The sequence below is a fragment of the Rhizobium sp. CB3060 genome (assembly GCF_025200735.1).
Taxonomy (GTDB): domain Bacteria; phylum Pseudomonadota; class Alphaproteobacteria; order Rhizobiales; family Rhizobiaceae; genus Rhizobium.
Genome location: NZ_CP104158.1, coordinates 1,160,900 through 1,176,880, shown reverse-complemented (window position 1 = coordinate 1,176,880; position 15,981 = coordinate 1,160,900). Strand labels below are relative to the sequence as shown.

Below are 15,981 nucleotides of genomic sequence, written 5' to 3'. Positions count from 1 at the left end.
ATGGTCGAGCGCACCCCAATTCTCAATTTCTTCACCCATGTGATCCTGTTCCTCGGCTTCATAGTGGCGGTAGGACCGCTGGCCATCGTCGCGATTGCCGCATCTCACAACCTTTCCGAGGTTAACCAGGTGCCGATGTCGTTGGTCCCCGGCACCGATTTCTGGATCAATATCAAGACGGCGTGGACCACGGCCAATCTCGGCCCCAAGCTGCTGAACAGCCTGATCTTCGCGGGCGGCGTCGCGGCGGGCAAGGTGATCGTTTCGGCGCTGACAGCTTTTTCGCTTGTCTATTTCCGGTATCCTGGCCGCGGCTTCATCTTCTGGCTGATTTTCGTCACGCTGATGCTGCCGCTCGAAGTGCGTATCGTACCGACCTATGCGGTCGCCGCCAACGTATTGTCGCCCTACCAGGCGATCCTCGACGTTACCGGCATCACCTGGCTCATCGAAAGGATTTCTGGCATTCAGGTCTCGCTGGATCTGGGGCTGCTCAATTCCTACCCCGGCTTGATCCTGCCGCTGGTCGCGACGGCGACCGGTACTTTCCTCTACCGTCAGTTCTTCCTGACGATACCCGATGAGCTGACCGAGGCCGCGCGCATGGACGGCGCCGGATCGCTGCGCTTCTTCATCGACATCCTGCTGCCGCTGTCGCGCACCAACATGGCCGCGCTCGGCACCATCATGTTCCTCTGGGCCTGGAACCAATACCTGTGGCCGCTGCTCGTCACCACGGATCCGTCGCATGCAACCGCCGTGACCGAGCTCAAGCAGCTCATCCCGAACGTAGGCGGTCTTCCCGAGTGGCACATCGCCATGGCCGGCACGCTGATCGTCATGGTGCCGCCTCTCGCCGTCGTCGTGCTGATGCAGCGCTGGGTCGTTCGCGGAGTGATCGCCACCGAGAAGTGATTGGATTGCCTGCCGCGCTTCCCCGGGGAATGCGGCAGACTTTCGAGGCCGGATCATTGCGGCGATAGTGGCGCGTGACAGAACCGGACGTCGTCGCGATATTGCGACGTCGATGGAATGTGCTCCCGCCGATCAGGACAGAGCCAGCTTCGGGCCACAGCAACTGCCTTTGGCCCAGGCAATAAAAAGCCCGGAAATCGGTAGGGATTTCCGGGCACTCTTGCTGAAAATTGATGTCTGAAAATTAGTTTGCGGCAACCTTGAGGGGTGTGACGGAGGCAATGGTATCGAGCCGCAGGCCGGTGTCCTGGGCGAAGAGATGCGTATGCTGCTGAGGAAGCTCCAGGCCGACGCTGTCGCCCGTCTGTCCCGTGGTATGGTCCGCAACGGCAACGGCGAAGTTGGAGCCGTTGATGTCGCAATGGATGACGCGGCCGGCGCCGAGTTCTTCGACGAAATCCACCGTGGCGGGAACGGCACCCGGCGTGCCGGCCGGCACGAGACGCGCATGTTCCGGGCGGATGCCGAGCGTGACCGGCTGGCCGGCATGACGCTTGCCTATATTGGCGTCGACAGCGATCGGCAGGCCATCAAAGATAAATTGCTCGCCATTTGCCGCGAAGGAGCCCTCAAGGAAATTCATTGCCGGCGAACCGATGAAGGAACCGACGAAACGGGTGCGCGGCGTATTGTAGACCTCGAGCGGCGTGCCGACCTGCTCGACATTGCCCTTGTACATGACCACCAGCTTGTCAGCGAGCGTCATGGCCTCAACCTGATCGTGGGTGACGAAAACCGAGGTGGCCGCCAGGCGCTTGTGCAGGCGGCGAATTTCGACACGCATCTGCACGCGCAGCTTGGCATCGAGATTGGAGAGCGGTTCGTCGAAGAGGAAGACTTTCGGTTCGCGGATGATGGCGCGGCCCATGGCGACGCGCTGGCGCTGGCCGCCTGAAAGCTCTGATGGTTTGCGGGCGAGGAAATCTTCGAGACCGACGATGCGGGCCGTTTCCTTGATGCGACGGTCACGTTCCTCGCGCGGTACACCGGCCACCTTGAGCGCGTAGCCCATGTTGGCGGCGACATCCATGTGCGGATAAAGCGCGTAGTTCTGGAAGACCATGGCGCAGCCGCGCTCGCGGGGCTCGAGCTGATTGACGACCTTGCCGTCGATGATGATTTCGCCCGAGGTGATATCCTCAAGGCCGGCGATCATGCGCAGCAGGGTGGATTTGCCGCAGCCGGAAGGGCCGAGAATGACGACGAATTCGCCGGAGCGGAAGTTCAGATCGACGCCATGCACGACCTGATTGCGTCCATAGGCCTTGCGAACTTGCTCGATCCGGATCTCTGCCATCTTGCGCTTTCCTGCCTGTCAATTCTGGGGCCTTAAGTTCGCTGGACTGCTAGCGAACTTGCATTACAAAAAGGTGACAAGGGCCCCGTTATATCACAGGCGGCATCGAGATTCCCTCACAAGAGTTATGTGCGCTATTCACCATGAAATGTGCGGGTGGCGGAACTATTGTGCTGACGGCTTCGTATATTGGTTCCGGCAGCGAAGAAGCATGTAAGGAAGAGGAAGCCTGGTCAAAGGCAAGGACGATGACGACCACGAAAAATGAGCCCAATCCCGTGCTGCTGTGGTTTCGCAAGGATCTCCGCCTCGACGACAATCACGCCCTGCAAGCCGCCGCAACATCCGACCGTCCGGTCATTCCGGTCTACATTCGTGAGCGCGGAGAAAAGGCTAGCGGGCCGCTGGGCGCAGCGCAGGAGTGGTGGCTGCATCATTCGCTGGTCGCACTACAGAAAGCTCTGCATGCCCTTGGCAGCAAGCTCATCCTCCGACAAGGCGATGCGCAGACAGTACTTGAAAAACTTCTTGCGGAGACCGGGGCTGAAGCCGTCGTCTGGAACCGGCGGTATGATCCCGCCGGCATAGCGGTCGACACGCAAGTTAAACGGGCGCTGCGAGACAACGGCATCGAGGCCAATAGTTTTGCGGGCCAGTTGCTCCATGAGCCAACGCGCCTGCGCTCGGGCACCGGCAATCACTACAAGAGCTATACGCCGTTCTGGCGCGCACTGGAGCAGTCCGGCGAGCAGCCGTTTCCTATCGTGGCTCCCGAACAGCTCCCGGCTCCCGGCCATTGGCCTCATTCGAATTCGCTCGACTCCTGGTCGCTACTTCCCAGCAAGCCGAACTGGGCGTCGGATTTTCCCGACATATGGACACCGGGCGAAGCTGCCGCGCATGAGAAGCTGGAGAATTTCGTGGAGACCGCGCTCGACGGCTACGCGGTCGATCGCGATTTCCCGGACAAGCCGGCAACTTCCCTGCTTTCGCCACATCTGGCACTCGGAGAAATCTCGCCTGCCCGCATTTGGCATGCGACGCGAGCGCTGGCCGGTAAGGTGCGCACGGACGACATCGTTCGCTTTCGAAAGGAGCTTGTCTGGCGAGAATTCTGCTATCACCAGCTCTTCCACTTTCCGAAGCTGAACTCAGTCAACTGGAACGAGCGTTACGACGATTTTCCCTGGCATGCGGATGTCAAGCTTTTCGATAGCTGGCGTCGCGGCCAAACAGGATATCCGATCGTCGATGCCGGTATGCGGCAGCTTTGGCGTCACGGCTGGATGCACAATCGCGTCCGCATGATCACGGCCTCGTTCCTGATCAAGGATCTGTTGATCGACTGGCGGGAGGGCGAAGCCTGGTTTCGCGATACGCTCGTCGACGCCGATCCAGCGGCCAATGCTGCGAACTGGCAATGGGTCGCGGGCTCCGGCGCCGATGCCTCACCTTTCTTCCGCATCTTCAACCCGGTGTTACAGGGCGAGAAATTCGATCCGGATGGCGGCTATATCAGGGCGTTCGTACCCGAGCTGGCCGATCTCGACAGCCAATATACCCATCGCCCATTCGAAGCGCCGGCCGACGTGCTAAAACGTGCAGGCATACAACTCGGCAAGGACTATCCTCTCCCGATCGTCGATCATGCCGCCGCGCGGCAACGCGCGCTCGACGCGCACGCATCGCTGAAAAATGATGGATAAGACCTTATTCGGCAGGGTACGGAGTCGCACGCGTCCCCATCGACCGGCCGTTGCGGCCGCTTCCGAGAAAATATCTGAGAACGCGGAAATAGAGGCTGTAGGGCAAAAACTTCAAAAGCTTTGCCCGGAAGACCAGGCGCTTCGGGAAGCTGATCTCGAAAGCCGATGATTTCAATCCGGCTGATATCGCGTCAGCCGCCTGCTGTGCCGACACCATATCCGGCATCTCGAATTTGTTTTGCGCAGTCATTGGCGTATCGACATAACCGGGGGTGACGAGCTGGATGTGAATTCCCATGCGCTCGAGCTCGAAGTTCAGGCTTTCGGCCATGTTGATAAGGGCAGCCTTGCTCGCGCCATATGCGGCGCCACCAGGCAGGCCGCCATAGCCAGCAACGGACGACACGAAGGCAACCTGGCCATATCCCCGGGCGCGCATATGCCGGACCGCCGGCACGAGGCAGTTGACGACGCCATGGAGATTGACGGCAAAACTGCGCTCGAACACCTCATGATTGAGATCTTCGCCTCGCGCCGGCAAATAGATGCCGGCGTTCAGAACCGCCAAGGCGACGGGGCCGTGTTGATATTCGATTGCAGCAACCGTGTGCTCCATATCCTCGGCATCGGTCACGTCGCCGTCCAGCACCACGATGCTGCCGGCAAGAGCGCCTGCCTCGGCCTGTAGAGCCAAGAGTTTTTCGTGGCTGCGCGCCGTAACGGCCACCTTGTATCCTTCTTCCGCCAGTTTCAGCGCGAGAGCGCGGCCGACGCCGGAACTGGCGCCGGTGATCCAGACGACTCCATGTTCAGGACGTGCGATGAACGGGCTCATGGTTCTTCTCCTTGGCTGGCGGTCGTCTACATCAAACGCTTAGCCGCGACCGACCGTGGCATTTTAGCAATAGCGTATCATTGTGGCCGCTTTCGGCCGGTTTAGCGGCTCCGCGCGGAAAACAATGTCACCAATTGGAGACTAGGCACCCCATGAAAGACTTAGGCAAACGAATGCTGCCAAGTCGAATTTTGCGGCTTGAACAAGCAGCAAGGAACAGAATTTCTTGCCTATGCCGCCTTGTGAAGGGAAAAGACCGTTCTTACAGTAGTCCTGAACAGAAGGCAGAGATTCCATGACCGTCCATCCCTCCGTCCTAGAAGCGATCGGCAACACGCCACTGATCAAACTCAAGGGTGCCTCCGAGGCGACGGGCTCGACCATCCTCGGCAAGGCGGAGTTCCTGAACCCCGGCCAGTCGGTCAAGGATCGCGCCGCGCTCTACATCATCCGCGATGCCGAAAAGAAAGGCCTGCTGAAGCCCGGCGGCGTCATCGTCGAGGGGACTGCGGGCAATACCGGCATCGGCCTGACGGTGGTCGCCAAAGCGCTCGGCTACCGCACCGTCATCGTCATTCCCGAAACGCAGAGCCAGGAAAAGAAGGATGCCCTGAGGCTGCTCGGCGCCGAGCTCGTGGAAGTGCCGGCCGTCCCCTACAAAAATCCCAACAACTACGTGAAGGTTTCCGGCCGGCTTGCTGCGGAGTTGGCAAAGACCGATCCGAACGGAGCGATCTGGGCCAACCAGTTCGACAACGTCGCCAACCGTCAGGCGCATATTGAAACCACCGCCAAGGAAATCTGGGCCGATACCAACGGCAAGATCGACGGTTTTATCTGCTCCGTTGGTTCCGGAGGCACGCTGGCGGGTGTCGCCATGGGCCTGCATGCCTTCAACAAGGACATCAAGATCGGCATCGCTGATCCGGAAGGGGCGGCACTTTACGAATTCTACAAGAACGGCGAACTGAAATCCTCTGGCTCTTCGATCACCGAAGGTATCGGCCAGGGCCGCGTGACGGCAAATCTGGAAGGTTTTACGCCCGATTTCGCCTATCAGATCAGTGATGCCGAAGCCCTGCCCTATGTCTTCGATCTGGTCGAACACGAAGGTCTCTGCCTCGGCGGCTCGACGGCCATCAACATTGCCGGCGCCGTACGCCTTGCTAGGGATCTCGGCCCCGGCCATACGATCGTGACCATCCTCGCCGACTATGGCAACCGCTATCAATCCAAGCTTTTCAATCCGGATTTCCTGAATTCGAAGGGTCTGCCGCTGCCGGCATATCTGACGACGAATTCCGATATTCCTATTCCTTACGAAAACCTCGCGTGATCTTATGTCGGTGAATGCCCTTTATCGTGACGATTTCTATCTCTCGACCGCCGAGGCTGTCGTAACCGCAATTCACGAGGATGGGGGCATCGAGCTCAATCAAACCTGCTTCTACGCGACCTCCGGCGGGCAGCCGGGGGATACCGGTTTCTTCGAGCGCGCGGATGGTTCGAAAATCACGCTCGGCCAGACGAAGCATGGAGCGACGAAGGACATCATCGTCCATGTGCCGCTTGAGGCAGAAGCAAAGCCTGCCGTCGGTGAAAAACTGGTGCTGCATGTCGACTGGCCGCGCCGCTATAGGCTGATGCGCATGCACACGGCCTGTCATCTGCTCTCGGTCGTCTGCCAATATCCGATCACGGGTGCGGCGGTCGGCGAGGATGAAAGCCGCGTCGATTTCGACATGGGCGAGACGATCGACAAGGACGAGGTGACGGCGAAAATGATGGCGCTCGTCAATGAGAACCATCCCGTTTTCGTCCAGTGGATTACGGATGAGGAGCTTGCAGCCAATCCGGGTATCGTCAAATCGAAGAACGTGCGTCCGCCGATCGGACTCGGCCGCGTCAGCCTTGTCTGCATCGGCGAAAACTCCGCCATTGACAGCCAGCCCTGCGGCGGCACACATGTGTCGGAAACGCAGGAAGTCGGGGCAATCTACATCGCCAAGATCGAGAAGAAGGGCAAGGAGAACCGCCGCTTCCGCATCCGTTTCGGCACGCCCGCCGACGAAGTTTGACCCGGCGGTTCCTGGATTAAACAAGGCCCGATATAAATCAGGGAGAGATCATCATGACAGCGGAGAAGAGCCGTTTCGTCGTATCCGCCGACTGGCTGCAGAACGAATTGGGCGCCAAGGACCTGCGTATCCTCGACGCATCCTTCTACCTGCCGGCGCAGAAGCGCGATGCTGATGCCGAATATGCCAGCGGCCACATTCCCGGCGCCATCCGCTTCGATCAGGACAAGATCGCCGATCACTCCACCGACTTGCCGCATATGGTGCCTTCGCCGGAATTCTTCGCGGCCGAGGTCGGCAAGCTCGGGATCAGCGAGACCGATCGCATCGTGGTCTATGATGGTCCCGGCGTCTTCGCATCGCCGCGGGTCTGGTGGCTGTTTCATGTCGTCATGGGCGCCGCGAATGTCTTCGTGCTCGACGGCGGCCTGGATGGCTGGAAGGCCGAAGGACGGCCGCTGGAAACCGCCCTGCCCGCATTTGCACCGGCCACCTTCAAGCCGAATTTCAACGCAGCCCGTGTTGTCCCCTTCGAAGAGATGCGCGAGATCGTCGACAGCGGCTCGCTGCAGATCGCCGATGCCCGCAGTGCCGGTCGTTTCGCCGCCACCGAACCGGAGCCGCGCGAAGGCATGCGCTCCGGCCATATGCCGGGCGCAAAAAGCCTTCCGTCCGGCAGCTTCGCGGTGAACGGCAAGTTCAAGTCCCTGCCGGAACTGCGCGAAACGATCGAGAAGGCCGGCATCGATCTTGAAAAGCCTGTGGTGACCACCTGCGGCTCCGGGATCACTGCCGCCATTATCACGCTGGCGCTGGAATCGCTCGGCCATGGCGCTAATCGTCTCTATGACGGCTCCTGGTCGGAATGGGGCAGCCGGCCGGATACGCGCATCGTCACCGGTAAAGATTGAGCGGCGCAGACCCCGTGAAAACGCCATCGTCTCTCAAAGTCCATATCACCCGGTTGGAAATGACCGCGCCTCCCAAGGCGAGCCTGCCCGTGCCTGTCAATATCCAGACGGCAATCATGCGCTCGCCCGGCATTCCCCTGCCGTTTTACCGCTATCTCTATCGCCAGGTCGGTGCCCGCTGGCATTGGGTCGACCGGCTTCGCTTGCGTGACGAGGAACTGACGGCCGTCCTGCACGACCAGCGCAACGACATCAGCGTGCTCTATGTCAACGGCGCGCCGGCCGGCTTCTTCGAATATTTCCGCGAGGATGAGGAGACGATCGAGCTAAGCCATTTCGGCCTGATCGAGCACGCTCTCGGGCTCGGCATCGGCAAATGGTTCCTGTTGCAGGCGCTCTACGCCATGTGGACGCTGAGCCCGCAACGCATCACCACGACCACCAACAATCTCGACCATCCGCGGGCGCTTCAGCTCTACCAGATGTTCGGCTTCTCCCCCGTTTCAACCGGCGAAGGCATCGTCAGGCCGCTGAGCGACAAGGAACTGCTGGAGCTGGCAAAGAAAAGCTAGCCGCAGGAATCGGGTGGCTTCTCCCTCTATCGGGGCGCATCACATGACAAACCCTAAAAAGGAGATTTGCCATGTCTGCGATTGCTTTTGCCGCCATGCCCACGTCCGATGCCGAAGCTCTCTGGAACGGCGGCGTGGACGCCTATAGTCACCGGCCGGAGACAATGATCTCGGATGGTCCCGGCCATCCCTGTCGCCACTGCCTGCAAAATATCGATGCGGGCGAAGAGCTCTATGTCTTCGCCTATCGGCCGTTTCCGGATCTGCAGCCCTACGCCGAGACCGGGCCGGTTTTCCTGCATAAGGTGCCTTGCCGGCGTTACGAAGCCGAGGAAGTCCTGCCGCCCGTGCTGACCACCAGTCCGGATTTCATCGTGCGCGGCTATGGCGAAAACAACCGCATCGTCTACGGCACCGGTGCCGTGACACCGATCGGCGACATCGAGGCCTATGCTGGCGAACTCCTGAGCCGCGAAGGCATCGCCTATGTGCATGTCCGCTCGGCGCGCAATAATTGCTATCAGTGCCGGATCAATAAAAAAGAAGCGCCGGCATACGGTGACGCCGGCGCTTCCGTCTGACGTGAGCGCGATGGGATTTACGCCACGTTCAAGACGCTTTCCGGGGCGAAGGCCTCGTAGCCGAGCGCTTCGGCGACGGGTCTGTTGGTGACACGGCCCTTGTGGATGTTGAGGCCGTTGCGCAGGTGCTTGTCCTCGGCAATGGCGCGCAGGCCGCGATCTGCGAGCGCGAGGCCGTGATAGATGGTGGCATTGTTCAACGCTTGCGCCGAGGTGACCGGAACCGCCCCCGGCATATTGGCGACGCAATAGTGCACGATTCCGTCGACCTCATAGGTCGGTTCGGAATGGGTGGTTGCATGGGAGGTTTCGAAGCAACCGCCCTGGTCGATGGCGACATCGACGATAACGGCGCCCTTCTTCATGCCGGACAGCATTTCGCGGGTGACAAGCTTCGGCGCCGCCGCGCCGGGGATCAATACGGCGCCAATCACGAGATCGGCGGCGAAGACCTCTTCCTCCAGCGCCTGGATGCTGGAATAGCGCGTGTGAACACGGCCGTTGAAGATATCGTCCAACTGGCGCAGACGCGGCAGCGAACGATCGAGAATGCTGACATCGGCACCGAGGCCGGCCGCCATCTTGGCCGCATGCAGGCCGACGACGCCGCCGCCGATGATGGCAACCTTGGCCGGCAGAACGCCGGGCACACCGCCAAGCAGGATGCCAAGACCACCATTGGCCTTCTGCAGCGCGGTGGCGCCCGCCTGGATCGACAGACGGCCGGCAACTTCCGACATCGGCGCGAGCAGCGGCAGACCGCCACGCTCATCAGTGACGGTTTCATAAGCGATGGCGGTGACGCCGGAGGCGATCAAGCCCTTGGTCTGCTCCGGATCGGGCGCGAGATGCAGATAGGTATAGAGAAGCTGGCCATCGCGCAGTTGCGACCATTCGGAAGGCTGCGGCTCCTTCACCTTCACGATCATGTCGCACTTTTCGAAAATATCCTTCGCGGTGGCGGCGATCTTGGCGCCGGCGGCGATATAGGCGTGGTCATCGGCCCCGATACCTGCGCCCGCCTTGGTCTCGACCCAGACCTCATGACCATGGGCCACATATTCGCGAACGGATGCAGGCGTCAGACCGACGCGATATTCATGATTCTTGATCTCTTTCGGACAACCTACGCGCATTTGCTCCTCCTGAATGCTTTTCCGGTTTGCAACTGTTCCGGTACGGATGAGACCACTTTCGCCCTGAAATGTCCTTGCAAAGACAATTTGCCGAACAAGCATTTTTCGTGGATTATTGCGTTTAAGCCAATTTTTTCGAAAGATCTTCGAATGCCGGATATAGACACCATCGATCGTGCGATTTTGGGAGTACTGCAACAGAACGCCAGGATCACCAATGCCGAGCTTGCGGAAAAGGTCGGCCTGTCGCCTTCAGCCTGCTCGCGCCGGCTCGACATTCTGGAGAAAAATGGCGTTATCGGCGGTTATCATGCCCGGCTGTCGCACAAGGCGCTGGACTACAAGATGATCGCCATCGTCCATATCTCGCTCTCCGGCCAGTTCGCCAAGACGCTGTCGGAGTTCGAAACGGCGGTGAAACGCTGCCCGAACGTGCTCGTCTGCTACCTTATGTCCGGCGAATACGACTATATCCTGCGCGTCGCGGCGCGCGATCTCGAAGATTACGAACGCATCCACCGCGACTGGCTCTCCGCTTTGCCGCATGTGGTGAAGATCAATTCCAGCTTCGCGCTGCGCGAGATTATCGACCGGCCGAATGTCGGGCTCTGAGCTGCGGCTGGTCGAGCTATCGCATACCCAGAAGCAAGGCGCGGTGATCGGAGACTTCCGGCTCGGCGACGGGGTCGAATTCGATCACCTCCACCGCGGACGTCACCAGCATATAGTCGGCGAAACGCGGCTCCTTGCGGTAATAGGAAGTCCGTGTATCGCGATGACCGCGCGAGGTGACGAGGTCGGAAAGCCCCAATGCTCCGAGGGAATCGAAGGTTACGCTCCCCGGCAGGACATTGAAGTCGCCGCAGACGACCAGCCTCTCATTGCCCTTGTGAACATGCCGGATGAGCTCCACCAACGCGTCCGCCTGATGACGGCGAGCCGGTGTGTCGCCCTTGCCATCGATATCGCGCAGGCCATGCATATGGGCGATGGTGACGGGGAAACCGCCCTCGTAATCGAAGATGCGGATGCAATGGGCGTTGCGCGACCGCGGGTGCGGACCCCAGCCGTCGGCCGAAAATTCCCCATGTACGAAGCCCGACGCCTGGCCGATGACCGGATAGGACTTACGGACAAAGGTTGCTAGGCCGAATTCGGAGGCTATCCGCCGATCACCGTCAAAGACATCGCCTCGCGCTGTCGGACAGAAGAAGGCGTCGTGCATGGGCAGGGCAGCGGCGATCTCCTCAAAAAGATTGGCTCGTTGCGGAAGTTCGACGCCGTGGTCGCGATAGACCAGCCATTCGGAGGGTGCATCCTTGGTGCGCGTGACCTCCTGCAGGCACAGAACATCCGCGTCGACATCGACTAGGTACTGCATGAGCGGTTCATGCAATAGGCCACCCCACACATTCAGCGAAACGATGCGCAACGCCATTTCTTCTTTCTCCAAAACTCCCGCTCGACCTCCATAAGAAAGTCCGGAGTTGAAACATTAAAAGCAACAGGTCCCGATTCGGAACGGATCCTGTCAATTTTACCGATCGTCCTAAGCACCTTTCAACGCCTACCTGCTATCCGGAATTGTCAGACACAGGCATCGAGGTCAGTTATGCAGCCGATTTCAAAACCGCTTACTGAAAACAATCTGAAAATCAAAGCGAGGCGTTCGCCGCGCAAGTATGCCCGTCTGATGGGTCGGGTCCGATATTTCGCCAAGGCGGTTACCGGCCGTGTGGTCAATATTTCCACCGGCGGCATCGCGCTCGACCTGCAATCGCCGATCCATGCCGCCGCCGGCAGCAAGGTCCGGGTCGAATGCGACGACATCGGCGTATTGGATGGCATCGTGCGCTGGACCCATAGCGGCCGGATCGGTATCGAGTTCGACCCCTCCTCCAATGCGTCGGCGCAGGTTGCTTCCTATTTCCGCTTTTTCCACAAGGACATACAGCCGGTTCTGAAACGCTGACGGCTTCTTCGCTCCTTGGCGCCGAAGCCACAATAAGTCTGTCATATTACTAGTGCACACCTTCAAAAATCGTCTTAATCTCCCTCGCCCCGAAAGGTGATCGAGGGATCATGGATTCATTGTTGAAGGAGTGTTTCATGTCTTCCATTCTGGAATTGCCCAGCATGTCGCGCCGTTCTTTGCTGCAGGGCCTCAGCGCCACCGCCGCGCTGATCGTGCTGCATCCATTTGCCGCCCGCGCCGCCGGCAATCAGGCGCATCTGCGTCTCATGGAAACGACGGACATTCACGTCAACGTCTTCCCCTACGACTATTACGCCGACAAGCCGAACGACACGATGGGTCTGTCGCGCACGGCAACGATCATCGACAACATCCGTGCCGAGGCCACCAATTCGCTGCTGATCGACAATGGTGACGTGCTTCAGGGCAATCCGATGGGCGACTACATGGCCTATCAGCACGGCATGAAGGACGGCGACGTCCATCCCGTCATCAAGGCAATGAACACGCTCGGCTATGAGGTCGGCACGCTCGGAAATCACGAGTTCAACTATGGCCTCGACTTCATGTTCAAGGTTCTGGGCGGAGCGAATTTCCCCTTCGTCTGCGCCAATCTGACCAAGGGCCAGCTTGCCTCCGACCCGAAGAAGGACGACCTGTTCTTCAAGCCCTATCTGATCCTCGACAAGAAGATCAAAGATGGCGCCGGCAATGAGAACACGATCAAGATCGGCTTCATCGGCTTCGTGCCGCCGCAGATCATGCTCTGGGACATCAAGAACCTTGAAGGCAAGGCACGGACGCGCGACATCGTCGAGGCTGCCAAGGCCTGGGTACCCGTCATGAAGGAAGAAGGCGCCGACATCATCATCGCCCTCTCGCATTCCGGCATCGACGGCAGCGGCCCGAGCGACAAGATGGAAAACGCCTCGCTCTACGTTGCGGCAGTTGACGGCATCGATGCCGTCTTCACCGGCCACCAGCATCTCGTCTTCCCTGGCCCGAAGACCTGGGACGGTATCAAGGGCGCCGATCCGGTGAAGGGCACGCTGCACGGCAAGCCCGCCGTCATGGCCGGTTTCTGGGGCTCGCATCTCGGTCTGATCGACCTGCTGCTCGAAAAGGACGGCAAGAGCTGGAAGATCGTCGACTTCACCTCCGAAGCACGGCCGATCTATCACCGCGACGACAAGAAGAAGGTCATCGCCGATGTCGCCGACAAGAAGGAAGTGGTGGAAGCGGCAAAGGCCGAGCATGAGGCGACGCTGACCTATGTCCGCACGCCCGTCGGCAAGACCTCTGCGCCGCTCTATTCGTATTTTGCTCTCGTTGCCGACGATCCGTCGGTGCAGATCGTGAGCCAGGCGCAGGTCTGGTACATCAAGAACATGCTGAAGGAGACGCAGTATAAGGATCTGCCTGTGCTTTCGGCGGCTGCGCCCTTCAAATGCGGCGGCCGCAACGGCGCCGACTATTATACCGACGTTCCCGCCGGCAATATCGCCATCAAAAACGTCGCCGACCTCTACCTCTATCCAAATACGGTGCAGGCGGTCGTCATCAACGGCGCGCAGGTCAAGAACTGGCTGGAAATGTCCGCAGCGATGTTCAATCAGGTCCAACCGGGCGCCAAGGATGCGGATCTGATCAACAATAGTTTCCCGTCCTATAACTTCGACGTCATCGACGGTGTCACCTACCAGATCGACCTCTCGCAGCCGCGCCGCTTCGGCGATGACGGCAAGGTCTTGAATGCCGACGCAAATCGCATCCGGAACCTGCAGTTCGACGGAAAACCGATCGATCCGGCTCAGAAATTCCTGGTCGTCAGCAACAACTACCGCGCCGGCGGTGGTGGCAACTTCCCGGAAATCGCTTCGGATAAGGTCGTCTATCAGGCTCCGGATACTAACCGCGACGTTATCGTCCGCTATGTCCATGACCAGGGCACGATCAATCCGACCGCTGACGGCAACTGGACCTTCAAGCCGCTGCCGGGCACGACCGTTCTGTTCCAGAGCTCACCGAAGGCTAAGGATTTCCTCGCTGATGTGAAGAGCGTGAAGATCGAGGACGCCGGCGAAGGTGTCGACGGCTTCCGCAATTACCGGCTGGTACTCTGATTCCGTTGACCCTCCCCCCGCGCGGGGGAGGGTTTTCACTCCGCCGCCAACGGCTTCTCGTTCGGATGACACATTTCGACGGCCGCCTTGAAATCCGCCTGGTTCGGGCATCGCGAAAGGCGCGAGCTGAAGGCTTCGATCATCCAGGCAGCGGCGGGACCGGGAGGACTGGCAAGCTTGTGGACGGCGTAGATCGGATATTCGCTCTGGTCGTACGCATCGAGGGCCAGAGGCACCAACCGTCCCTTCTGTAGGTCTTCCATGATGAGCGAAGCCGGCAGCCCGCCCCAGCCGAGGCCGCCGCGCATCAATTGATGCTTGGTCGCGATATCGCTGACATGCCAGATCTTGTAGGAGAGGACGTTGAAATCTTTGCCACTCGTGAGACCGGAGGCATCGGTAACGACCAATTGCACCTCCTCCCGCACATCGGCAAGCGTCAACGGCCTCCCAATCTGAGCGAGTGGATGATGGGGCGACGCGACCGGAAGCATGAAGGAGTGCCCGATACGCTCGACGACCAGCGAATCATCCTTCTTGAACACCGCGCCACCAATACCGATCGTAGACTTACCGCTGGCGACGAGTTCCATCATCGTGCCGAGTTCGCCGGTGTCGAGCCGAAGCGAGACGAGCGGGAAGCGCTCGCGAAACTCGCTCAACACGTCGACGGTGGCATGTATCGGCACCATGACGCTGATGGCCACCGCCACTTCCGATTCAAGTCCCGCCTTCAAACCTTTGACGCGCGCACGCATCACTTCGAGATCGCCGAGAATACGACGCGCATCTTCCAGCATAGCTTTGCCCGCGTCCGTCAATGTTGGCTGACGGGAGCCGGAACGCTCGAATAGCGGTACCTCGAGCTGGGCCTCGAGATTGGCAATCGTGTAGCTGATGACCGATTGCGCACGGTTTAAGGTTCGCGATGCGGCGGAAAAGCTGCCGGATTCGGCAACGGTGAGAAAGACCTGCAACTGGTCGAGGGTCGGATTGGGAAGCATGGGCCATCCATTCTATCGATAATTCCAATCCATATTATCACAGTTTTTTCGATGGCACTGCAGACTTATTTCTTTTCTCGAACGATGGCTGGCCTCCCTGCCTGGCTCTCGCAACTCATTGAAAAGGAACACGACCATGTCCTCTATTCTGCTTTTGACGTCCAGCCCGCGCAGCGACTCGCTTTCCACCAAGATCGCCAGCGAGCTTGCCGACAAGATCAAGGCCCAGAACCCGGGCAAGACGATCGTCCATCGCAATCTGGCCGCTGCGCCGCTGCCGCATATCGATGAACTCTTCACCGCCGCCATCCGCACCCCGGTCGAGGCTCGCACGCCCGAGCAGGCCGAAGCCGTCAAGGTTTCCGACCAACTCGTGGACGAGCTGCTTGCCGCCGACACCGTCGTCATCGGCACCGGTCTCATCAACTTCAACATCTATTCGTCGCTGAAGGCCTGGATCGACAACATCGCCCGCGCCGGCCGCACCTTCACCTACACGGAAACCGGCCCCAAGGGTCTGGTGACCGGCAAGAAGGCTTATATTGTGCTCGCTTCCGGCGGCGTCTATTCCGAAGGTCCGGCTGCCCCGCTCAATCATGCCGTTCCCTATCTGAAGTCGGTTCTCGGCTTCATCGGCATCACCGAAGTCGAGACCGTCTATGTCGAAGGCCTTGCCTTCGGTCCGGAAGCCGCTGAAAAGGCGATCGGCGCTGCCCAAGCCCGCGCAACCGAACTGGCACTTGCCGCCTAAGCTTTCAAAACAATCGCAATTCCCTGCGAGCGGCCGG

General features: G+C 59.6%; 16 protein-coding genes. 11 read left to right on the top strand and 5 right to left on the bottom strand.

The window, feature by feature from the left end:
- On the top strand, positions 1 to 915 hold the full coding sequence (locus tag N2601_RS05830) for an ABC transporter permease subunit (RefSeq protein ID WP_104822908.1): 915 nt from the start codon (positions 1 to 3) through the stop codon (positions 913 to 915).
- A gap of 244 nt (positions 916 to 1,159) precedes the next feature.
- On the opposite strand, the gene N2601_RS05825 is transcribed toward N2601_RS05830, so the two are convergent.
- A complete protein-coding gene (locus N2601_RS05825; protein ID WP_104822907.1) occupies positions 1,160 to 2,272 on the bottom strand; it encodes a sn-glycerol-3-phosphate import ATP-binding protein UgpC in 1,113 nt (370 codons plus the stop codon).
- Positions 2,273 to 2,520: 248 nt separating this feature from the next.
- Between N2601_RS05825 and N2601_RS05820 the strand changes: the two genes are divergently transcribed.
- Positions 2,521 to 3,978 (top strand): cryptochrome/photolyase family protein, encoded by a 1,458-nt coding sequence (locus tag N2601_RS05820; protein ID WP_104825078.1) that lies wholly within the window; start codon positions 2,521 to 2,523, stop codon positions 3,976 to 3,978.
- A 4-nt stretch (positions 3,979 to 3,982) separates the two neighbouring features.
- Here N2601_RS05820 and N2601_RS05815 read toward each other — a convergent pair whose 3' ends face one another.
- Complete coding sequence (locus tag N2601_RS05815) at positions 3,983 to 4,813, bottom strand: SDR family NAD(P)-dependent oxidoreductase (RefSeq protein ID WP_104822906.1); 831 nt, start codon at positions 4,811 to 4,813, stop codon at positions 3,983 to 3,985.
- A 295-nt stretch (positions 4,814 to 5,108) separates the two neighbouring features.
- Here N2601_RS05815 and N2601_RS05810 point away from each other — a divergent pair, with 295 nt between their 5' ends.
- From N2601_RS05810 to N2601_RS05790, 5 genes are all read left to right on the top strand, one after another.
- Entirely contained in the window at positions 5,109 to 6,149 is a 1,041-nt protein-coding gene (locus N2601_RS05810) for a cysteine synthase A (protein ID WP_104822905.1), read from the top strand.
- 4 nt (positions 6,150 to 6,153) lie between these two features.
- Entirely contained in the window at positions 6,154 to 6,891 is a 738-nt protein-coding gene (locus N2601_RS05805; RefSeq protein ID WP_104822904.1) for an alanyl-tRNA editing protein, read from the top strand.
- Between the two features lie 53 nt (positions 6,892 to 6,944).
- Positions 6,945 to 7,802 (top strand): 3-mercaptopyruvate sulfurtransferase, encoded by an 858-nt coding sequence (gene sseA, locus N2601_RS05800; protein ID WP_104822903.1) that lies wholly within the window; start codon positions 6,945 to 6,947, stop codon positions 7,800 to 7,802.
- A 59-nt stretch (positions 7,803 to 7,861) separates the two neighbouring features.
- Entirely contained in the window at positions 7,862 to 8,374 is a 513-nt protein-coding gene (locus N2601_RS05795) for a GNAT family N-acetyltransferase (RefSeq protein WP_104825077.1), read from the top strand.
- 71 nt (positions 8,375 to 8,445) lie between these two features.
- Positions 8,446 to 8,955, top strand: coding sequence for a DUF1203 domain-containing protein (locus tag N2601_RS05790; protein WP_104822902.1), 510 nt, complete (start codon positions 8,446 to 8,448; stop codon positions 8,953 to 8,955).
- Between the two features lie 17 nt (positions 8,956 to 8,972).
- Here the strand turns inward: N2601_RS05790 and ald are convergent, their stop codons facing one another.
- Entirely contained in the window at positions 8,973 to 10,091 is a 1,119-nt protein-coding gene (gene ald, locus N2601_RS05785) for an alanine dehydrogenase (protein ID WP_104822901.1), read from the bottom strand.
- 150 nt (positions 10,092 to 10,241) lie between these two features.
- On the opposite strand from ald, the gene N2601_RS05780 reads away from it, so the two are divergent.
- Entirely contained in the window at positions 10,242 to 10,703 is a 462-nt protein-coding gene (locus N2601_RS05780; protein ID WP_104822900.1) for an Lrp/AsnC family transcriptional regulator, read from the top strand.
- Positions 10,704 to 10,719: 16 nt separating this feature from the next.
- Here N2601_RS05780 and N2601_RS05775 read toward each other — a convergent pair whose 3' ends face one another.
- Positions 10,720 to 11,529, bottom strand: a complete 810-nt coding sequence (locus N2601_RS05775; RefSeq protein ID WP_199773542.1) for an endonuclease/exonuclease/phosphatase family protein — start codon at positions 11,527 to 11,529, stop codon at positions 10,720 to 10,722.
- Positions 11,530 to 11,703: 174 nt separating this feature from the next.
- On the opposite strand from N2601_RS05775, the gene N2601_RS05770 reads away from it, so the two are divergent.
- The gene (locus N2601_RS05770) at positions 11,704 to 12,063 is read left to right on the top strand and encodes a PilZ domain-containing protein (RefSeq protein ID WP_104822899.1); all 360 of its coding nucleotides are present in this window, start codon (positions 11,704 to 11,706) and stop codon (positions 12,061 to 12,063) included.
- 137 nt (positions 12,064 to 12,200) lie between these two features.
- Positions 12,201 to 14,189, top strand: a complete 1,989-nt coding sequence (locus N2601_RS05765; protein WP_104822898.1) for a bifunctional 2',3'-cyclic-nucleotide 2'-phosphodiesterase/3'-nucleotidase — start codon at positions 12,201 to 12,203, stop codon at positions 14,187 to 14,189.
- 35 nt (positions 14,190 to 14,224) lie between these two features.
- Here the strand turns inward: N2601_RS05765 and N2601_RS05760 are convergent, their stop codons facing one another.
- Positions 14,225 to 15,193 (bottom strand): LysR family transcriptional regulator, encoded by a 969-nt coding sequence (locus N2601_RS05760; protein WP_104822897.1) that lies wholly within the window; start codon positions 15,191 to 15,193, stop codon positions 14,225 to 14,227.
- 136 nt (positions 15,194 to 15,329) lie between these two features.
- Here N2601_RS05760 and N2601_RS05755 point away from each other — a divergent pair, with 136 nt between their 5' ends.
- On the top strand, positions 15,330 to 15,944 hold the full coding sequence (locus N2601_RS05755; protein ID WP_104822896.1) for an FMN-dependent NADH-azoreductase: 615 nt from the start codon (positions 15,330 to 15,332) through the stop codon (positions 15,942 to 15,944).
- Positions 15,945 to 15,981: the final 37 nt, after the last annotated feature.